Source organism: Bradyrhizobium sp. 62 (assembly GCF_023073035.1).
Classification (GTDB): domain Bacteria; phylum Pseudomonadota; class Alphaproteobacteria; order Rhizobiales; family Xanthobacteraceae; genus Bradyrhizobium.
Genome location: NZ_JADPIT010000010.1, coordinates 137,586 through 154,635 on the forward strand (window position 1 = coordinate 137,586; position 17,050 = coordinate 154,635).

The 17,050-nt window shown below is 63.6% G+C and carries 18 protein-coding genes and 1 pseudogene; 7 read left to right on the forward strand and 12 right to left on the reverse strand.

The genetic code is table 11. The annotated features are described in order from the left end of the window. Nucleotides 1–69: 69 nt before the first annotated feature. Nucleotides 70–519: a DsrE family protein gene (locus IVB47_RS04785; protein ID WP_247460149.1), complete on the reverse strand. Its 450-nt coding sequence runs from the start codon at nt 517–519 to the stop codon at nt 70–72. 31 nt (nt 520–550) lie between these two features. Then, nucleotides 551–1,171, reverse strand: a complete 621-nt coding sequence (locus IVB47_RS04790) for a hypothetical protein (protein WP_247460152.1) — start codon at nt 1,169–1,171, stop codon at nt 551–553. A gap of 300 nt (nt 1,172–1,471) precedes the next feature. Between IVB47_RS04790 and IVB47_RS04795 the strand changes: the two genes are divergently transcribed. Both IVB47_RS04795 and IVB47_RS04800 read left to right on the forward strand, forming a co-directional pair. After that, nucleotides 1,472–3,034, forward strand: a complete 1,563-nt coding sequence (locus tag IVB47_RS04795) for an SUMF1/EgtB/PvdO family nonheme iron enzyme (RefSeq protein WP_247460156.1) — start codon at nt 1,472–1,474, stop codon at nt 3,032–3,034. Between the two features lie 17 nt (nt 3,035–3,051). Continuing rightward, nucleotides 3,052–3,495 carry a DUF4399 domain-containing protein gene (locus IVB47_RS04800; RefSeq protein WP_247460158.1) on the forward strand — a complete coding sequence of 148 codons (444 nt, stop codon included), beginning with the start codon at nt 3,052–3,054 and terminating at the stop codon, nt 3,493–3,495. A 4-nt stretch (nt 3,496–3,499) separates the two neighbouring features. Here the strand turns inward: IVB47_RS04800 and IVB47_RS04805 are convergent, their stop codons facing one another. The 10 genes from IVB47_RS04805 to pqqA form a co-directional block, all read right to left on the reverse strand. Then, a complete protein-coding gene (locus IVB47_RS04805; RefSeq protein WP_018454076.1) occupies nt 3,500–4,555 on the reverse strand; it encodes a 2-oxoacid:ferredoxin oxidoreductase subunit beta in 1,056 nt (351 codons plus the stop codon). Beyond that, nucleotides 4,552–6,399 (reverse strand): 2-oxoacid:acceptor oxidoreductase subunit alpha, encoded by a 1,848-nt coding sequence (locus IVB47_RS04810; protein WP_027570579.1) that lies wholly within the window; start codon nt 6,397–6,399, stop codon nt 4,552–4,554. Before IVB47_RS04810 ends, IVB47_RS04805 begins: the two co-directional genes overlap by 4 nt. Then, nucleotides 6,369–8,168 (reverse strand): FAD-dependent oxidoreductase, encoded by a 1,800-nt coding sequence (locus IVB47_RS04815; protein WP_247460160.1) that lies wholly within the window; start codon nt 8,166–8,168, stop codon nt 6,369–6,371. Before IVB47_RS04815 ends, IVB47_RS04810 begins: the two co-directional genes overlap by 31 nt. Nucleotides 8,169–8,402: 234 nt before the next feature. Next, entirely contained in the window at nt 8,403–9,074 is a 672-nt protein-coding gene (locus tag IVB47_RS04820; RefSeq protein WP_247460162.1) for a DUF4286 family protein, read from the reverse strand. Nucleotides 9,075–9,089: 15 nt separating this feature from the next. Then, entirely contained in the window at nt 9,090–10,076 is a 987-nt protein-coding gene (pip, locus tag IVB47_RS04825; RefSeq protein WP_247460165.1) for a prolyl aminopeptidase, read from the reverse strand. Continuing rightward, entirely contained in the window at nt 10,066–11,265 is a 1,200-nt protein-coding gene (gene pqqE, locus IVB47_RS04830; protein WP_247460167.1) for a pyrroloquinoline quinone biosynthesis protein PqqE, read from the reverse strand. The genes pip and pqqE overlap by 11 nt, the downstream gene beginning before the upstream one ends. Next, the gene (pqqD, locus tag IVB47_RS04835; RefSeq protein WP_247287867.1) at nt 11,262–11,573 is read right to left on the reverse strand and encodes a pyrroloquinoline quinone biosynthesis peptide chaperone PqqD; all 312 of its coding nucleotides are present in this window, start codon (nt 11,571–11,573) and stop codon (nt 11,262–11,264) included. The genes pqqE and pqqD overlap by 4 nt, the downstream gene beginning before the upstream one ends. 10 nt (nt 11,574–11,583) lie before the next feature. Beyond that, a complete protein-coding gene (gene pqqC, locus IVB47_RS04840; protein WP_027570584.1) occupies nt 11,584–12,375 on the reverse strand; it encodes a pyrroloquinoline-quinone synthase PqqC in 792 nt (263 codons plus the stop codon). Then, nucleotides 12,372–13,301, reverse strand: coding sequence for a pyrroloquinoline quinone biosynthesis protein PqqB (gene pqqB / locus IVB47_RS04845; protein WP_247460169.1), 930 nt, complete (start codon nt 13,299–13,301; stop codon nt 12,372–12,374). Before pqqB ends, pqqC begins: the two co-directional genes overlap by 4 nt. A 118-nt stretch (nt 13,302–13,419) precedes the next feature. After that, nucleotides 13,420–13,500, reverse strand: a complete 81-nt coding sequence (gene pqqA / locus IVB47_RS04850; protein ID WP_007595659.1) for a pyrroloquinoline quinone precursor peptide PqqA — start codon at nt 13,498–13,500, stop codon at nt 13,420–13,422. A gap of 249 nt (nt 13,501–13,749) precedes the next feature. Between pqqA and IVB47_RS04855 the strand changes: the two genes are divergently transcribed. The 5 genes and pseudogenes from IVB47_RS04855 to IVB47_RS04875 all read left to right on the forward strand — a co-directional run. Then, complete coding sequence (locus IVB47_RS04855) at nt 13,750–14,007, forward strand: hypothetical protein (protein WP_247460171.1); 258 nt, start codon at nt 13,750–13,752, stop codon at nt 14,005–14,007. 210 nt (nt 14,008–14,217) lie between these two features. Next, on the forward strand, nt 14,218–15,618 hold the full coding sequence (locus IVB47_RS04860; RefSeq protein WP_247460173.1) for an amidase family protein: 1,401 nt from the start codon (nt 14,218–14,220) through the stop codon (nt 15,616–15,618). A gap of 2 nt (nt 15,619–15,620) precedes the next feature. Further along, a complete protein-coding gene (locus tag IVB47_RS04865) occupies nt 15,621–16,097 on the forward strand; it encodes a glutathione peroxidase (protein WP_027519751.1) in 477 nt (158 codons plus the stop codon). Next, the gene (locus IVB47_RS04870) at nt 16,094–16,351 is read left to right on the forward strand and encodes a DUF3297 family protein (RefSeq protein ID WP_007613756.1); all 258 of its coding nucleotides are present in this window, start codon (nt 16,094–16,096) and stop codon (nt 16,349–16,351) included. The genes IVB47_RS04865 and IVB47_RS04870 overlap by 4 nt, the downstream gene beginning before the upstream one ends. A 146-nt stretch (nt 16,352–16,497) precedes the next feature. Then, a pseudogene (locus IVB47_RS04875) lies at nt 16,498–17,050 on the forward strand (mandelate racemase); the annotation flags it as partial.

Sequence of the window (17,050 nt, forward strand, 5' to 3'; positions counted from 1 at the left end):
CTCCGTGGAGGGACTGGATTGTTTCGCTGCGCTCGCAATGACGGACAATGTAGCGGCGCCTCCCGCGCCCTACGGCCGCAGATAAAGATAGCCGTGCGACTGGAGCTCGGCCAAACGGACCACGCCGCCCTTCTCCGCGCTGACGAAGCCCGGCAGGAGATCCGTGAGCGTGACGTTCTGCGCCTTCATCGTGTTGCCGCAGGCGGCAAGCTCGACGCCATCCTTGGAGAAATCGCCGACGCGCTTGCTGATGTCAGGGTTGGCCTGCGCCCAGTGAAACGCCTTCAGCGCCGGTCCGTGGATCACCAGCGCGATCGTCACATGCTCGGGGCCGCCGACGCCGTCGATGTGGTTCTGGATGTTGCCGAGCACGAAATTGACTTTCTCGGCATCGCTCAAATGATAGACCACCTTCAGCTTGTTGCCCGTGCCGGATTCGGTCGCGGCCTTCGCGCTGGAGGCGCCAAGCGCCGCGCCCAGGCCCGAGACGGCGCTCCACAACATGTTCCGGCGGTTCATGACGATCTCCCTCGATTGCGCCGGACACATATCATTTGTGGCGGAGCGCGGCGAGTTCCTTGCGGTCGGTCACGAGCGAGGCGCATTCCTTGTTGTCCGTTCGATCTAGGCGGAAAATCCCGTCATCGGCCCCGGCGACCAGCGATTGCTCGGCATCCTCATCCGGCTTGTTGTTCTGCCAGACCCTGACCCGCGCCAGCCGCACGATGGCCGAATTGTCGTCCTTCGAGAGCGCGACGCCGATGCCGCCGCCCTCGCAGTCGACGCCGCAACCGAGGCGGATCTCGGTGCCGTCCTTGGTAAACACGGCGTGATGACAGGAGCCGCTGGAGTCGAAATCGCCGGAGCGGTGACGATATCTGAATCCGAGGCGGAAGGAGTTGTGGAGCTGCTTGTCCTCCGTGTCCAATTCCGCCGAGATCAGCAGCTTCATCGAGGCGACCTTCTGCTTCGGATGGTGCGCCAGATGCTCGGCATCGTAGCGCCGCACGAAGCAGGCATAGGCCTTGTTGCCGGGTGCACCGACATACATGCGCGCGTTGAAGGTCTCGACTTCGGCCTTGCTGGCCTCACGGATATCGTCGGCCTCCTCGGCGTGGGCCGCGCCGGCAAACGCGGCGAGGAAGACGGCAGCAACGAGAAAAAACTTCATGATGGCCTCGCGTGCAGCAACTGAGCTGTACGCTGTAGACGCCGCCCAGGTACGACGCGTTCAACGTTCGCAATCTGACGTGATCTTCGCAGGAGGGAGCGAGGTGAAGTTCCACGCCGGGCATTAGTCTTCGGTGGGGTCACGAAGGTTCATTCGAGCTGACGCCTTCGCCTTTCGGAACTCGACGCCGACGATTGCTCCGACGTTGCCCGATTTCATCGATGTGATAGCCTTCACAGACGATCGCCTCTCGCAGTCGTAGGCTGGGGTCTGCCTTGTAGTTTGTGGAGTCCCCCCGCAATGGGCGAAATTCGCAACTTCAGATCCGGGAATGACGAGCCGCCCACACACGGCCCTATGCCTCGTCGTCTCGCGGCCATCATTGTCGGTGACATCGCTTCCTACAGCCGCCTGATGCAGGCCGACGAGGAGGGCACGCACGTCCGCGTCAAGCGGATCGAGCGGGATCTCATCCAGCCCAGCATCGTCGAGCACCACGGAAGTCTGGTGAAGACGACGGGCGATGGCTTCATCGCGATCTTCGACAGTCCGGTCGAGGCCGTGCGATGCAGCATCGTCATCCAGCAAAATCTCATCGGCCGCAACGCTTCGCTTCCGAAGGAGACCCGGATCGAGTACCGGATTGGCGTCAATCTCGGTGACGTCATCGTGGAGCCTGATGACGTCTACGGCGATGGCGTCAACATCGCGACGCGCATCGAGGGCATCGCAGAGCCAGGCCAGGTCTTTATCTCCGGCGCGATCTACGAGCAGATAAAGCACAAGGTCGTGTGCGGTTACGAGTCGCTCGGGGACCGCAAAGTCAAGAACATCACCGATCCCGTGCGCGTCTATAAAGTGCTGCCGGATGCAGACGCGGTCGGCAGGACGCGCGGGCGGCGCGAGAATGCTCTGATCTTTCTCCTGGGAATCACGCTGTCGGTGATGGCCGCCGGCGTGCTGTGGTATCTGCTGGCTCAGACGCCGGGCAGGGTGGGCGAGCAGGCCGCCGTCACTACCGTTTCTCCTGCCACTTCTCCGGCCGCATCGCCGAGCCCGCAGCCTCCGCCGCGCGAAGCGGCGCCGCAGACGCCGCAGCCGTCTCCCTCCGCGGCTTCGTCATCTCCATCGCCCGCTCCGGCGCCAATTCAATCGACGAGTCAATCGGCAAGTCAATCGCCAATTCCCGTCCGCGAACCCGAGATGGTCGCCATTCGCGGCGGCAGCTTTGCGATGGGAAGCAACGACGACCCGACCGAGCGTCCTGTCCATCAGGTGACGGTCAAGCCGTTCTCGATCGGAAAATATCCGGTGACCGTGCAGGAATGGAACGAGTGCGCCGCTGCAAAGGCTTGCGGCTTTACGGCGATCGGCAAGGACGATGCGCCTGTCAGCAATGTGAGCTGGACCGACGCGCAGCAATATGCGGCCTATCTCGCTCAGGCGACGAAGAAGACTTATCGGCTTCCGAGTGAAGCCGAATGGGAATATGCCGCGCGGGGCGGAACGCAGACCAAATATTGGTGGGGCGACAAGCTGCAGCCGGGCATGGCCGGCTGCAAGGATTGCGGTGATCTCGCGGCCGAGCAGCCGGCGAAGGTCGGCAGCTTCAGGCCGAATCCGTTCGGGCTCCACGACATGGGCGGCGGTGTCGATCAGTGGGTCGAGGACTGCTGGCACAAGACCTATCAGGGCGCGCCCGGCGACGGCTCGGCATGGAGCAGCGGGGACTGCAGCGCTCATGTCCTGCGCTCGGGCTCCTGGAAGAACGATTCGAGATATGTGCGGCCGTCCAACCGCGACGGCTACGACACCAATGTTCGTTATCCCACGCACGGATTCCGCGTGGCGCTCAGTCCCTAAGTGGTGGAGTTGGTTTGATGCAGATATTTCGTTGCGTCGCGCTGGCGGCGGCGCTTGCATTGCTCCCGGCGGTAGCCTTCTCGCAAGGCAAGGCAGCGCCCAAGGACGCAAAGCTCTATTTCATCACCCCGCATGACGGGCAGAAGGTCCGCGGCGGATTCTGGGTCCGGTTCGGCTTGCGCAACATGGGAGTGACCCATGCCGGCGACGAGTATCAGAACGCCGGCCACCATCATCTGCTGATCGACGTCAACGATCCCATCGATCCCAAGGAGCCGATCCTGCAGGACAAGTCGCATCTGCATTTCGGGGCAGGGCAGACCGAAACGCTGCTCGAGCTTCCGCCCGGAACGCACACGCTTCAGCTCGTGCTGGGCGATGCCAGGCACTATCCGTTCGAGCCGCCCATCGTGTCGGAGAAAATCACCATACGCGTCCGGCAGCCGGCCGCGGCGCGATAGGCGATCACCGCAGGCTGGCGTTGAACTTGTCCAGCGCCGCCGAGCCCGGGCAGAGCGTGTCCGCTTCCAGCGTGTTGAGCGGCGTCTCGACCGTGTTGAGATGCTCGTGCAGATCTTCCGCATCAGGGTCGACGTAGAGCAGGCCGGTGACGATCTGTCCCTTGGCGGCGTGCTTTTGCAGAAAGGTCTGGGCGCCGAGCCGGTCATGCGGATCGTAGTCGGCGTCGATCTTGCGCAGCGCGATCCTGCTGCCGTCATGCTGCTCGACCATCTGCACCGTGCCTGGTGCGTAATCCACCGCGATCGGATCGCGGCCAACCAGCACGTCGAGCCGGTTCACCGCGTCATTGTGCTCGCGGACATAGTCGAAGCTCTTGGTCGAGCCGGCGTGGTTGTTGAATGCGATGCAGGGGCTGATGACGTCGATGAACGACGCGCCCTTGTGGCGGATCGCGGCCGCGATCAGCGGCACGAGCTGGGTCTTGTCGCCGGAGAACGAGCGCGCGACGAAAGTGGCCCCTAACTGCAGCGCGATCGCGACGAGGTCGATGGCGTTGTCGGTATTGGTGACGCCCTTCTTGCTCTTCGAGCCGCGGTCGGCGGTCGCCGAGAACTGGCCCTTGGTCAGGCCGTAGACGCCGTTGTTCTCGACGATATAGGTCATGTTGACGCCGCGCCGGATCGAATGCGCGAACTGGCCGAAGCCGATCGAGGCGGAATCGCCGTCGCCGGAGACGCCGAGATAGATCAAATCGCGATTGGCGAGGTTGGCGCCGGTGAGGACCGACGGCATGCGGCCGTGCACGGAGTTGAAGCCGTGCGAATTGCCGAGGAAATAGTCGGGCGTCTTCGACGAGCAGCCGATGCCCGAGATTTTTGCCACCCGGTGCGGCTCGATCGAGAGCTCATAGCAGGCCTCGATGATTGAGGCCGTGATCGAATCATGGCCGCAGCCGGCGCAGAGGGTCGAGATCTTGCCTTCGTAGTCGCGATGGGTGTAGCCGAGCTCGTTCTTCTTCAGCCCGGGATGGTGGAATTTCGGCTTTGCAATGTAGGTCATGACACGGCCTTGCGGAGCGGGGTCACCTTGAGGTGATCCTGGTGGTCGCCAATGGCTTTTGCGATGAAGCGGGCGGTGATCGGTGAGCCGTCGTAATGCACGATCGGCACCAGCCGCACCGGGTCGATGCCGTTCTCGTTGACGATCAACTGGCGCAGCTGGCTGTCGCGATTCTGCTCGACGACGTAGACGAAATCGTGCTCGGCGAGGAAGCTCGCCACGCTGGAGTGAAACGGGAAGGCTCGGATGCGCAGGCGGTCGAGCTGGTGCCCGCGCGTTTCCAGCAGGCCGATCGCCTCGTCCATCGCCGGCGAGGTCGAGCCGAAATAGATCACGCCGTATTTGGTCGGCCGTTCCGCATTGGCCTGGAGCGGCCGCGGCACCATGTCCTGCGCGGACTCGAACTTGCGCATGAGCCGCTGCATGTTGTCGGCGTAGACCGAGCCTTCCTCGGAGTAACGCGCATAGCGGTCACGCGACGTGCCGCGGGTGAAATAGGACCCCTTGGTCGGATGCGTGCCGGGATAGGTGCGGTAGGGGATGCCGTCGCCGTCGACGTCGAGATAGCGGCCGAAGTCGCGGCCTTCGTCCAGCATCTCCGCGGTCATCACCTTGCCGCGGTCATATTGCTTGGAATCGTCCCACTTCAGCGGACGGCAGAGCCGGTGGTTCATGCCGATGTCGAGGTCCAGCATCAGGAAGATGGTGGTTTGGAGCCGCTCGGCGAGATCGAAGGCCGCGGCCGCGAACTCGAACGCTTCAGCGGGATCTTCGGGGAACAGCAGCACATGCTTGGTGTCGCCATGCGAAGCATAGGCGCAGGCGATGATGTCGCATTGCTGGGTGCGGGTCGGCATGCCGGTCGAGGGACCGGCGCGCTGGATGTTCATGATCACGGCCGGTATTTCGGCGAAGTACGAAAGTCCAATGAACTCGGTCATCAACGAGATGCCGGGGCCTGAGGTCGCGGTGAAGGCGCGGGCGCCGTTCCAGGAGGCGCCGATCACGATGCCGATCGAAGCCAGCTCGTCCTCGCCCTGCACGATCGCGTACTTCGCCTTGCCGGTCTCCGGATCGTGTCGGTACTTCTTGCAGTGGGCGGTGAAAGCCTCCGCTACCGACGAGGATGGCGTGATCGGATACCAGGCGCATACCGTGGCGCCGCCATAGACGGCGCCGAGCGCGGCCGCGCTGTTGCCCTCGATGAAGATGCGGTCGCCGACCTTGTCGGACTTCTTCACCCGCAGCCCGGTCGGGCATTTCAGGTTTTGCAGCGCCCAGTCGCGGCCGAGATGCAACGCGTGGACGTTGGAGGACAAGAGCTTCTCCTTGCCCTTGTACTGCTCGCCGATCAGCTGCTCGATCAGTTTCGGGTCCATGTCGAGCAGCGCCGAGAGCGCGCCGAGATAGATGATGTTCTTGAACAGCTGGCGCTGGCGCGGATCGGTGTAGGTCGAGTTGGTGATCGCGGTCAGGGGGACGCCGATCACGGTGATGTCGTCGCGGAATTTCGTCGACGGCATCGGCTTGGTGGAATCGTAGAACAGATAGCCGCCGGGCTCGATGCCGGCGACGTCCTTGTCCCAGGTCTGCGGGTTCATTGCGACCATCATGTCGACGCCGCCGCGGGCGCCGAGATGGCCGTCTTCGGTCACCCGCACCTCGTACCAGGTCGGCAGGCCCTGGATGTTGGAGGGGAAGATGTTACGGGGGCTCACCGGAACGCCATGGCGCAGGATCGCGCGCGCAAACATCTCGTTGGCGCTGGCCGAGCCCGATCCGTTGACGTTGGCGAAGCGGACGACGAAGTCGTTTACGCTGCTGATCGGCTTTTTGTCGGACATGTCGAACCCGCTTGAGTCATTTCGATCAAATATTTCTGCATGTCCCAGGCGCCGGTGGGACAACGCTCGGCGCACAGCCCACAATGCAGGCAGACGTCCTCGTCCTTCACCATCACGCGCCCGGTCTTGAGATCAGAGGACACGTAGAGGTCCTGGTCGGGATGCAGTGACGGCGCCTTCAGGCGCTGGCGCAGATCGGTTTCCTCGCCATTCTCCGTGAAGGTGATGCAATCCATCGGACAGATGTCGACGCAGGCATCGCACTCGATGCAGAGCGATGTCGAGAACACGGTCTGGACGTCGCAGTTCAGGCAGCGATGGGCTTCGCCGAGCGCGAGCTTGACGTCGTAGCCGAGTTCGACCTCGGTGCGGATGTCCTTCAGCGCGATCACCTTGTCGCGATGCGGCACCTTGTAGCGCTTGTCGTTGGAGATGTCGTTATCATAGCTCCATTCGTGGATGCCCATCTTCTGCGAGGAGATGTGCACCTCCGGCAATGGCCGCTCGGTGACGTCCTCGCCCGAGAGCATTTTGTGGATCGACAACGCGGCGTCATGGCCCTGCGCCACCGCCCAGATGATGTTCTTCGGCCCGAACGCGGCGTCGCCGCCGAAGAACACTTTTGGATTGGTGGATACGAACGTCTTCGGATCGACCTTGGGCATGTGCCATTTGTCGAACTCGATGCCGCAATCCTGCTCGATCCAGGGGAAAGCGTTCTCCTGGCCGACCGCGACCAGCACGTCGTCGCATTCGATGGTCTGGTCCGGCTCGCCCGAGGGCACGAGATCGCGGCGGCCCTTGGCGTCGTATTCGGCCTTCACCTTCTGGAAGGTGATACCGGTGAGCTTGCCGTTATCGTGGACGAAAGCCGTGGGCACGAGGAAGTTGAGGATCGGGATGTCCTCGTGGAGCGCGTCTTCCTTTTCCCAGGGCGAGGCCTTCATTTCCTCGAAGCCGGAGCGCACGACGACCTTCACCTCTTCGCCGCCGAGGCGGCGCGCGGTGCGGCAGCAATCCATCGCGGTGTTGCCGCCGCCGAGCACGATGACGCGCTTGCCGATCTTGTCCGTATGGCCGAACGAGACCGAGGACAGCCAATCGATACCGATATGGACGTTGGCAGCGGCTTCCTTGCGTCCGGGAATGTCGAGCTCGCGGCCGCGCGGTGCGCCGGAGCCGACGAAGATCGCGTCGTACTTCTCCGCGAGCAGCGCCTTCATGCTCTCGATGCGGTGGCCGCCCTTGAAGTCGACCCCGAAACCCAGGATGTAGCCGGTCTCCTCGTCGATGACCGAGTCGGGCAGGCGGAATTTCGGGATCTGCGAGCGCATCATGCCGCCGGCTTGGGGATCGGCGTCGTACACCGTGCAGTGATAGCCGAGCGGCGCGAGATCGCGCGCCACCGTCAGCGAAGCGGGACCGCCGCCGACGAAGGCAACGCGCTTGCCGTTCTTGGCCGCGGGCCGCGGCAGGCGTTGCGTGATGTCGTCCTTGAAGTCGGCGGCGACGCGCTTGAGGCGGCAGATCGCGACCGGCGTCTCCTCGACCCGTCCGCGGCGGCACGCCGGCTCGCATGGACGATCGCAGGTGCGTCCCAGAATTCCGGGAAACACGTTCGATTTCCAATTGATCATATAGGCGTCGCTGTAGCGGCCTTGGGCGATCAGTCGGATGTATTCGGGAACGGGGGTGTGCGCAGGACAGGCCCATTGGCAATCGACTACTTTGTGAAAGTAGTCGGGGGCCGCAATATCGGTCGGTTTCATTCCTACCCTGTCCGCGCAGGCTCAAAGACCCGGCGGCCTTTTCTTGAGCTTGGCGAACGCTAACGCGCGGCGATCTGGTTTCTGAATGACGTCATTGGGTTAGCTTATTAGAACCGTTCCGAAGTACAACGGCAAATTTCGCGCTTCCCCTCTTTCATAGGAGCCACGCGCACACAGCATTAACGGCCGCGCGCAGTATGTGGCGGTGCAACATGTTGCAATGCGTGCGACGGCTTAGTTGCGCGCGATGTCGCTCTTGGCGAGGTCCCACATCAGGCTGTAGGTGCCGACCGACACGGGAAGCGGGAATGGCGAGGCGGCAGGGCCGGTGAAGCGCGCGGCGATCACGGCCGAGACCGCGCCGACATGCGTGCCGTCGATCAGCACGAACCAGTCGCGCGCGCCTTCATTGCGTACTGCCGGAACATCCGCCGTTGCGCCCGACAATTCCGGCTCGCTCTCGAGCAGATGCATCGAGATGATACCGTCGTGCGGCGCCAGCCGTTCTTGCAGTGCGTCACGCCACGCGGCTGCATTGTCCGGCGTCGGCCGCAGCCGCACGAGGCCGAGCGCCGCGCCGCGTCCGGTACCATTGCTGATCGTGATGCGGGCGACCACGCGCAGCATGTCCTTGAAATGCGCCATGCTCCGCCGCGACCATTCAGTCTGGTTGGCGAGCCGCGCCCGGTAGGCGGGACTGTCGAGCACGTCGAGTGTCGCGGTCGAATACAGCGAGAGGTATTTGGGATTCGCGGCGTGCGCGACATAGCGCCGCGCCTCCAGAAAACCCTCGATCGCAACGCGCTCTTCCAGATGCTCGCGATCGTACCAGCGATTGAAATCGGCTTCGGCGGCCGCATCGATGTTCATCGACGTCAGCAGCATGCCCTTCCCGGCGAGTGGCATTTTCTTGTTGTCCTGTTAGCGCGAGATCTTCGAAGCGATATCCGCGATCGACTTCATGACCGCGTCCCGCACGCCGGCATCATAGAGCGAATGTCCGGCTTCTTCCACGACGCGAATCTCGGAACCCGGCCACGCTTTCGCGAGCGCCTGCGATGTCTCGGGAGGGCACAACAGATCGTAGCGGCCCTGGACGATGATGCCGGGGATGCCGTCGAGCTTGCCGGCGTTCCGCAACAACTGGTTCTCCGTCATGAAGCTGTCCTGGACGAAATAATGCGCCTCCATGAACGGCGTCGCCGGCAATGTGCGCCACACGTTCAGCGACGCCAGGTCCAGGCGAGTCTTTGCCGCCTTGTGCTCCGACAGGGCGCGCTCGGTGTCGTGCCAGGCGCGCGATGCGGGGCCATGCACGGCCGGATCGGGATCGAGGATGCGGCGATAATAGGCCTCCACCGGCCGCGCGCGTTCCTCGACCGGCAGCACGCTGAGGAAATCCTCGTAGAGGGCGGGGTAGAATTGCGACAGGCGCGAGGTGAAGGCGATCTCGACTTCAGCACGCGTGCCGAGAAACGTCGCGCGGAGCGCAATCCCGGAGACGCGCGTAGGATGGGCCTGCGCATAAGCCAGCGCCAGCGTCGCGCCCCAGGAGCCGCCGACCACCATCCAACGCGCGACGCCGAATTTCTCGCGGATCTTTTCCATGTCCGCGATCAGATGCTGTGTGGTGTTATGCTGGCGCGATCCCTTCGGCCGGCTGCGGCCGCAGCCGCGCTGGTCGAACAGCACGGCATGGAAACGGTCGGGATCGAACAGCCGGCGGTGGTCGGGCTGGCAGCCGCTACCGGGGCCGCCATGCAGATAGACCGCGGGGATGCCGTCGGCGCGGCCGACGCTCTCGACATAGAGCTCGTGGCCGTCGCCGACGTCGAGCATTTCGGAGGTCAGCGGCGCAAAGGGATCGGCGCGCTTGACTGAGCTGGCCGCGTCGGCGTCAGGCATCATTCCCGGATTCCAGAGTGCCCCCGGCGAAATTGCGATAGACGAAGCGGTTGGTTTCGCCCTCGGCCTCGCGCTCGGCCTGCTTGAAGATGGTCTCGTGCAGCGGCGACAGCGCACAGGCAGGATCGGTGTTGGCGGCATCACCGGTCAGCGCAAAGGCCTGGCAGCGGCAGCCGCCGAAATCGACCTCGCGGAATTCGCAACTCTTGCACGGCTCCTTCATCCAGCCGGTGCCGCGATAGCGGTTGAAGGCCTCCGAGTTCTGCCAGATCCAGGCGATCGAATGGTTGGAGCGCACCGATTCGAAGTCGAGCCCGGTGATGCTCTCGGCGGCGTGGCAGGGCAGCACCTTGCCGGCCGGCGAAATGTTGAAGAACTGCCGGCCCCAGCCGCCCATGCACTTCTTCGGCCGCAGCGCGTAATAATCGGGCACCACATAGTCGATCGTCAGCTGGCCCTTCAGCCGCTCGCGCGCTTCTTCGACGATGCGGGTGCACTCGTCGAGCTGCGCCACCGTCGGCATCAAGGCGGCGCGGTTCTTCAGCGCCCAGCCGTAATATTGGACGTTGGCGACCTCGAGCCGGTCGGCGTCGAGGTCGACCGACATCTGGATGATATCAGGCAACTGGTGCAGGTTCTGCCGGTGCATCACCGCATTCACGGTGAGCGGCAAATCGAGCTCGCGCGTCCATTTTGCCACTTCGAGCTTCTTGCGGTGCCCGTTTTTGTAGCCGCCGACGCGATCGGCGAGGGCTTCTTCAACGCCCTGGAAGCTGATCTGGACGTGGCAGAGCCCGGCATCGGCAAGCTCGCTCAGCCGCTCGCGCGACAGCAGCACCGCCGAGGTGATGAGGTTGGTGTAGAGGCCGACATCGCTGGCATGCTTGACCAGCTCGACCAGGTCCTTGCGCGCGGTCGGCTCGCCGCCGGAGAAATGCACCTGGAGCACGCCGATCTCGGCGAGCTCGCTCAATACCTTCTTCCATTCCTCGGTGGTCAGCTCCTTGCCCGAGCGGTCGAGCTCGACCGGGTTGGAGCAATAGGGGCATTGCAGCGGGCAGCGATGGGTGATCTCGAGCAGCACGGCGAGCGGAATGCCGAACGTCTCTGCCGTCGAGCGGCTCTTCTCCAGCACCGCGAGGCTGTCGCTGGCGTCGGGCGGGATGGTGGGATTGCCGAGCACATCGCTCATGACGTCTTCTCCCGGGCCTCCGTGAGAAAGCCCTTGTCGGCGAGATCCTGCAGCATGACAATGACGTCGGCCAGGATCGCCTCGCGCGGCGCGGCGTATTTTGCCGCGAGCTGGTCGGACATTTCGCCGACATTGCGCTCGCCGTCGCAGAGCTGCAAGACCTCGACCGCGATCTCGTCCGGCGCCAGCACGCGTTCGGGCGCCAGGATCACCCAGACTTTTCGCGTTTCGTCATATTTCAGCTTGGCGTGCCTCGGCAGAACCGGCCGGCTGGTCTCGCTGACGCTGATGTTGCGCGGCCCGGCCATCAATTGTTCCTCAGCTCGCTTTTTGGTGTTCTTGGGGCACGAATGCGCCCGGCGGAATGTGGCCTTCGACATAGGCGTGCTGGAGCGCGTCGAGCTGCACCCATAACACGTTAGTCTTGAAGATCAGCGCGTTGCAGACGGACGCGCGTTGCTCGGGCGTGGTGGCATGCGCCTTGACATAGTCGAGCGCAAAGCCGGCGTCGCGCGGCGCCTGCGCCAGCCGGCGCTTGAAGTAGCTCATGATATCAGGATTGACGAAGTCGTAGTGCTCCAGCATTCCGGAGATGCGTTCTTCGTGCAGGTTCGGCGCGAACAATTCGGTGAGCGAGGAGGCGATTGCCTCCAGCGGCGACTTCTCGCGGCAATAGTGCACATAGGCTTCCACCGCAAAGCGCGTCGCAGGCAGGATGCCTTCGGTCGATTCCACGTAAGCCGTGTCTAGCCCGAGGCCGTCGGTCAGCTTCAGCCAGCGCTCGATACCGCCTTCGGAGCCGATATCGCCGTCATGATCCTCGATGCGGTGGCGCCATTCCACGCGCGTGGCGCGGTCGCGGAAGCGCGAGATCACCACCGCGTCCTTGATCGGGATGGTGCTCTGGTAATAGTAGCGGTTCAGCGCCCAGGCCTGGACCTGGCCCTTGTTCAGCTTGCCGCCGTGCAGCATCTTATGGAACGGATGCAGGCTGTGATAGCGCGTCGCACCGATATGGCGCAGCGCCGCCTCCAGCTCCTCGGCGCTAGTGAGCCTGATGTCCTTGCCGACCGAGAGCGCGGTCATTCCACTCAGTGAGGCGGCATTCACAGCACGATCTCCGTTCCGTCAGCGGGTATCTGCCAGCCCGCCGCTTCAGCGGCCTTGCGCTCGGGGGAAGCGGGCAGCAGCGCCGGGTTCGAGTTATTGATATGCAGAAATATCTTCCTGTCGAGAGTGAGGTCGGCGAGCCGCGCGATGGCGCCGTGGTCGCCGGACATCGCGACATGGCCCATGCTCTTGCCGGTCTTGTGGCTAAGCCCGGCCTTGATCATCTCGTCGTCCTGCCACACCGTGCCGTCGAAGAACACCAGCGCGGCGCCGTCGATCTCGGCCTTGAGCGCGTCGGTGACCTCGGCGCAGGCGGCGATGAAGTAGAAGCATTTGCCGGTCGATTTATCGGTGATCTTCAGCCCCAGCGTATCTCCCTCGCCGCTGTCGCCGCCCGGATGCGCCTTGCCTTCCAGGTACCAGGCCGATTTGCCCGAGACCGCGAACGGCAGCACCTCGATGCCTGAGCGCGCCCCGTCCGGCAGCCGCGGCTCGAACGGCTCGTCGATGTCGACTGGCTGGCGCTGCACGTTCTTCTCGTTCAGCACGTTGAAGATGCTGTTGGCCTTCAAGATCGCCAGCACCTTCTCATGCGCATAGACCGTGAAGGGCGAGCCCTCGCGCATCGACAGCAGGCCTGCCACCGCGTCCACTTCACTGTTGGTCAGGATCACGCCTGCGATCGGCGTATGGCGCAGCGCGCCTGCCTTCGGATGCAGCTGTGGCGTGGCATTCAGTTGCTGGCGGAGGTCGGGGGAGGCGTTGATCAAGAACCAATGCTCGCCGTCGCCACTGAAGGCGACCGAGGCTTGGGTCCGTTGCAGCTCTTGGCCGTTTTCACGGGCCGTCCGGCAGCCCTCGCAGCCGCAATTCCATTGCGGCACTCCGCCGCCGGCTGCGGCGCCCAGGACGACGACGCGAAGCATGATCCGTCTCCTGGAAGCAATGTCGCGAGGTGGACCTCACGCAAACACAAATCCTGTCTTCCGGACATGCATCGTGACCGAAAGATCCACCTGCGCAGAACGCGAATTCACCAACCGCTTACTTGCGGGTGGCGCTCACATACATGTTGATTTCCATGCCACAGGGCACTTCGACGATCTTCGGGGCTTTCCAGGCCATTTCGGCTCTCCATTTTCGAGATTTCGGACGTATCCGCCCGGGGCTAAGTTACTGCGAGCACAAAAGTTCGCCAGTGAAATTTTCCCGAACAAGGGCATATTGCGCCGCGAGAAAAGCGCGGGGAACAGTACTTTCTGGTGATGCGGCCCTGCGCTCGGCGCATTCGGTCGCGAACCCTGTCCTGATAAAGCAGTTGTGAGTGCAGTGCAGCTTTCAATCCGGTACAGGCGACCCAACTGGAACTTCGTGATGCCCAGATATTTCTTCAACACCCGTATCGGCGACGAACTGATCGTGGATCCCGAGGGAGAGGATTTGCGCGATCCCGATCGTGCCTGGGAGGTCGCCCGCCAGATGATTCTGGAGGTGCTGAGATCGGAAGGCACCCAGCCGGCCCTGCTCGAGGCTGTCATCGAGGTCACCGACCGCGAAGGCGAGATCGTGCTCGAATTCCCCTTCACCGAGGCACTCCTGGACATCCCGGACCAGTCCGCGACGCGGCATTAGCCTCCGACGCTTTCTCCCCGTCATTGCGAGGAGCCCTTGCGACGAAGCAACCCAGACATCTTCTGCGAGGCAGTCTGGATTGCTTCGCTTCGCTGCTCGCACGACGGAGAATGAGCCTCACCCGGCATCCCCCGCCCTTCGCCCCTGCGAAATCCGCATGGCTTTGCCGCGTTCCCGGGGCTAAAAGACGCCGGTTCAACGGAGCAAGCCATGCAAGATCTCTGGCGCCTGTCGGCGGCCGACCTCGCCAACCTCGTCAAAACCAAAAAGGTCTCCGCCAGGGAGGCCGCGCAGGCCGGCTTGGCCCGGCTCGACGCCGTCAATCCTAGCCTCAACGCCGTGATCGACCACCGCCCGGAGGACGTGCTCAAGCAGGCCGACGCCGTCGATGCCGCCATCGCCAGGGGTGAGGACCCCGGTGTGCTGGCCGGCGTGCCCGTCACCATCAAGGCCAATGTCGACCAGGAGGGCTTTGCCACCACCAACGGCCTCAAGCTCCAGCGCGACCTGATCGCGCGCGAGGACAATCCGGTGGTCGCCAATTTCCGCAAAGCCGGCGCCGTTCTGCTTGGGCGCACCAACTGCCCGGCCTTCTCCTATCGCTGGTTCACCACCAACCTGGTCCACGGCGACACCAAAAACCCCCGCGATGCCTCGTTGACGCCGGGCGGCTCGTCCGGCGGCGCCGGTTCGGCGGTCGCGGCCGGCATCGGCCATATCGCCCACGGCACCGACATTGCCGGCTCGATCCGCTATCCCGCCTATGCCTGCGGCGTGCATGGCTTGCGCCCGACGCTCGGCCGCATCCCGGCTTTCAATCCGGCCCTGCCGGAGCGTCCGATCGGGCCGCAGATCATGGCGGTGTCGGGGCCGCTGGCGCGCACCGTCAACGACATCAGGATTTCGCTCGCGGCGATGTCGGCCCGCGACATCCGCGATCCCTGGTTCGTGCCGGCACCGCTGGAAGGCCCGGCGCGGCCGAAGCGCGCCGCGCTGTGTCTTAATCCGGACGGCCTGGCCACCGCGCCCGAGGTGAAGGCTGCCGTCATCGACGCCGGCAAGCGGCTCGAGCGTGCCGGCTGGACCGTCGAGACAATCGAGAACACCCCGCCGATGCGCGAGGCCGTCGAGTGGCAGATCAAGCTCTGGCTGGGCGACGGCTACGAGGCGCAGTTGGAGATGGCCGAGCGTGAGGGCGATCCGGGCGCTCTGGCGTGCCTGCGCGGCAATCGCGCCAGGCTTACGCCGATGGACCAGGCAAATTACGCCAAGGCTTTGACCCGCCGCGCCACGCTGACCCGCGACTGGATGTTGTTCTTCGAGACCTATGCCGTGCTGCTGACGCCGGTCTCCGGCGAATTGCCGTTCCCCGATCATCTCGACCGCAAGGACGACGAGTCCTTCAAACGCGTCTGGGAAGCACAGCTGCCGCAGATCGCCATTCCCTTCATGGGCCTGCCGGGCCTCGTGGTCTCCACCGGCCTCGTCGGCAAGGCGCCCGTTGGCGTGCACATCGTGTCCGGCCGCTATCGCGAGGATCTCTGTCTCCTTGCCGGCGAAGCGATCGAGGCGGGCGGCGTGCCGCCGTCGCCGATCGATCCCGTGGGTTAGCGATGTCGGTGATCTACGACTTCAAGGCCAACTCGCTTCTCGGCGAAGAAGTGCCCATGCGCAGCTTCGAGGGGCAGGTGCTGCTGATCGTCAACACCGCGAGCAAATGCGGCTTCACGCCGCAATATCGCGGGCTGGAGGATCTGCATCGCGATCTCAATCCGCGCGGCTTCTCGGTGCTCGGCTTTCCCTGTAACCAGTTCGGTGCGCAGGAGCCTGGACCGGCGAGCGAGATCCAGGCGTTCTGCTCGACCAATTACGACGTCACCTTCCCCCTGTTCGAGAAGATCGACGTCAACGGCAGCAATGCGCATCCGTTGTATGAGTACCTGAAACGCCAGCAATCCGGCCTGCTGGGCGCCTCCATCAAATGGAATTTCACCAAATTCCTGGTGGATCGCGCCGGCAAGGTAGTTTCGCGCTATGCGCCGACCGCGCGGCCCGAAGGATTGCGGCAGCAAATCGAGACCCTGTTATGAGCGAGACAATCATGAGCGACGAATTCCCGGACCGCCTCTCGGTCGATCCGAACAGCCCCTTTTACAATGCGGACATCCTGGCGCGCGACGTCGGCATCCGCTTCAAGGGTGTCGAGAAGACCAATGTCGAAGAATATTGCATCAGCGAAGGCTGGGTTCGCGTCACCGCAGGCAACGCCAAGGACCGCCACGGCAACCCGCTGACCATCAAGGTGCACGGCCCGGTCGAGCCGTATTTCAGGGATAAGAAGTAGGAGCGCGCGCTCTCCACCCGTCATCGAGCGCGCTCTCTCCTTGTCATTGCGAGCGTAGCGAAGCAATCCAGGATCTTTCCGCGAAGCAGTCTGGATTGCTTCGTCGCAAGAGCTCCTCGCAATGACGTAAGTGAAAGGCCAACCCCATGTCCGTCCGCATCGTCGATGTCCGCGAGATCACGAAACCGATCTCTTCGCCGATCCGCAACGCCTATATCGATTTCACCAAGATGACGACGAGCCTGGTTGCGGTCGTCACCGATGTCGTTCGCGATGGCAAGCGCGTCGTCGGCTACGGCTTCAACTCCAACGGCCGCTACGGGCAGGGCGGCCTGATCCGCGAGCGTTTTGCCGCGCGCATCCTGGAGGCCGACCCGAAATCGCTGCTGAACGCGGCCGGCGACAATCTCGATCCCGACAAGGTCTGGGGCGCGATGATGACCAACGAGAAGCCGGGCGGCCATGGCGAGCGCTCCGTCGCGGTCGGCACCATCGACATGGCGGTGTGGGATGCGGTGGCGAAGATCGCGGGCCAACCGCTGTTCCGCCTGCTCGCCGAGCGTCATGGCGTCAAAGCCAATCCACGCGTGTTCGTCTACGCCGCCGGCGGCTATTACTATCCGGGCAAGGACCTTTCAATGCTGCGCGGCGAGATGCGCGGCTATCTCGATCGCGGCTACAACGTCGTGAAGATGAAGA

What these genes read in the sequence shown, in the direction of transcription:
- IVB47_RS04865 (WP_027519751.1), top strand. Translation starts at nt 15,621, where the DNA reads ATGTCGGTGATCTACGACTTCAAGGCCAACTCGCTTCTCGGCGAAGAA.
- pqqD (WP_247287867.1), bottom strand. Translation starts at nt 11,573, where the DNA reads ATGGCCGGGCCGCGCAACATCAGCGTCAGCGAGACCAGCCGGCCGGTT.
- IVB47_RS04805 (WP_018454076.1), bottom strand. Translation starts at nt 4,555, where the DNA reads ATGACCTACATTGCAAAGCCGAAATTCCACCATCCCGGGCTGAAGAAG.
- IVB47_RS04815 (WP_247460160.1), bottom strand. Translation starts at nt 8,168, where the DNA reads ATGAAACCGACCGATATTGCGGCCCCCGACTACTTTCACAAAGTAGTC.
- pip (WP_247460165.1), bottom strand. Translation starts at nt 10,076, where the DNA reads ATGATGCCTGACGCCGACGCGGCCAGCTCAGTCAAGCGCGCCGATCCC.
- IVB47_RS04820 (WP_247460162.1), bottom strand. Translation starts at nt 9,074, where the DNA reads ATGCCACTCGCCGGGAAGGGCATGCTGCTGACGTCGATGAACATCGAT.
- IVB47_RS04810 (WP_027570579.1), bottom strand. Translation starts at nt 6,399, where the DNA reads ATGTCCGACAAAAAGCCGATCAGCAGCGTAAACGACTTCGTCGTCCGC.
- IVB47_RS04870 (WP_007613756.1), top strand. Translation starts at nt 16,094, where the DNA reads ATGAGCGAGACAATCATGAGCGACGAATTCCCGGACCGCCTCTCGGTC.
- IVB47_RS04855 (WP_247460171.1), top strand. Translation starts at nt 13,750, where the DNA reads ATGCCCAGATATTTCTTCAACACCCGTATCGGCGACGAACTGATCGTG.
- IVB47_RS04795 (WP_247460156.1), top strand. Translation starts at nt 1,472, where the DNA reads ATGGGCGAAATTCGCAACTTCAGATCCGGGAATGACGAGCCGCCCACA.
- IVB47_RS04860 (WP_247460173.1), top strand. Translation starts at nt 14,218, where the DNA reads ATGCAAGATCTCTGGCGCCTGTCGGCGGCCGACCTCGCCAACCTCGTC.
- IVB47_RS04790 (WP_247460152.1), bottom strand. Translation starts at nt 1,171, where the DNA reads ATGAAGTTTTTTCTCGTTGCTGCCGTCTTCCTCGCCGCGTTTGCCGGC.
- pqqA (WP_007595659.1), bottom strand. Translation starts at nt 13,500, where the DNA reads ATGGCCTGGAAAGCCCCGAAGATCGTCGAAGTGCCCTGTGGCATGGAA.
- IVB47_RS04785 (WP_247460149.1), bottom strand. Translation starts at nt 519, where the DNA reads ATGAACCGCCGGAACATGTTGTGGAGCGCCGTCTCGGGCCTGGGCGCG.
- pqqB (WP_247460169.1), bottom strand. Translation starts at nt 13,301, where the DNA reads ATGCTTCGCGTCGTCGTCCTGGGCGCCGCAGCCGGCGGCGGAGTGCCG.
- IVB47_RS04800 (WP_247460158.1), top strand. Translation starts at nt 3,052, where the DNA reads ATGCAGATATTTCGTTGCGTCGCGCTGGCGGCGGCGCTTGCATTGCTC.
- pqqE (WP_247460167.1), bottom strand. Translation starts at nt 11,265, where the DNA reads ATGAGCGATGTGCTCGGCAATCCCACCATCCCGCCCGACGCCAGCGAC.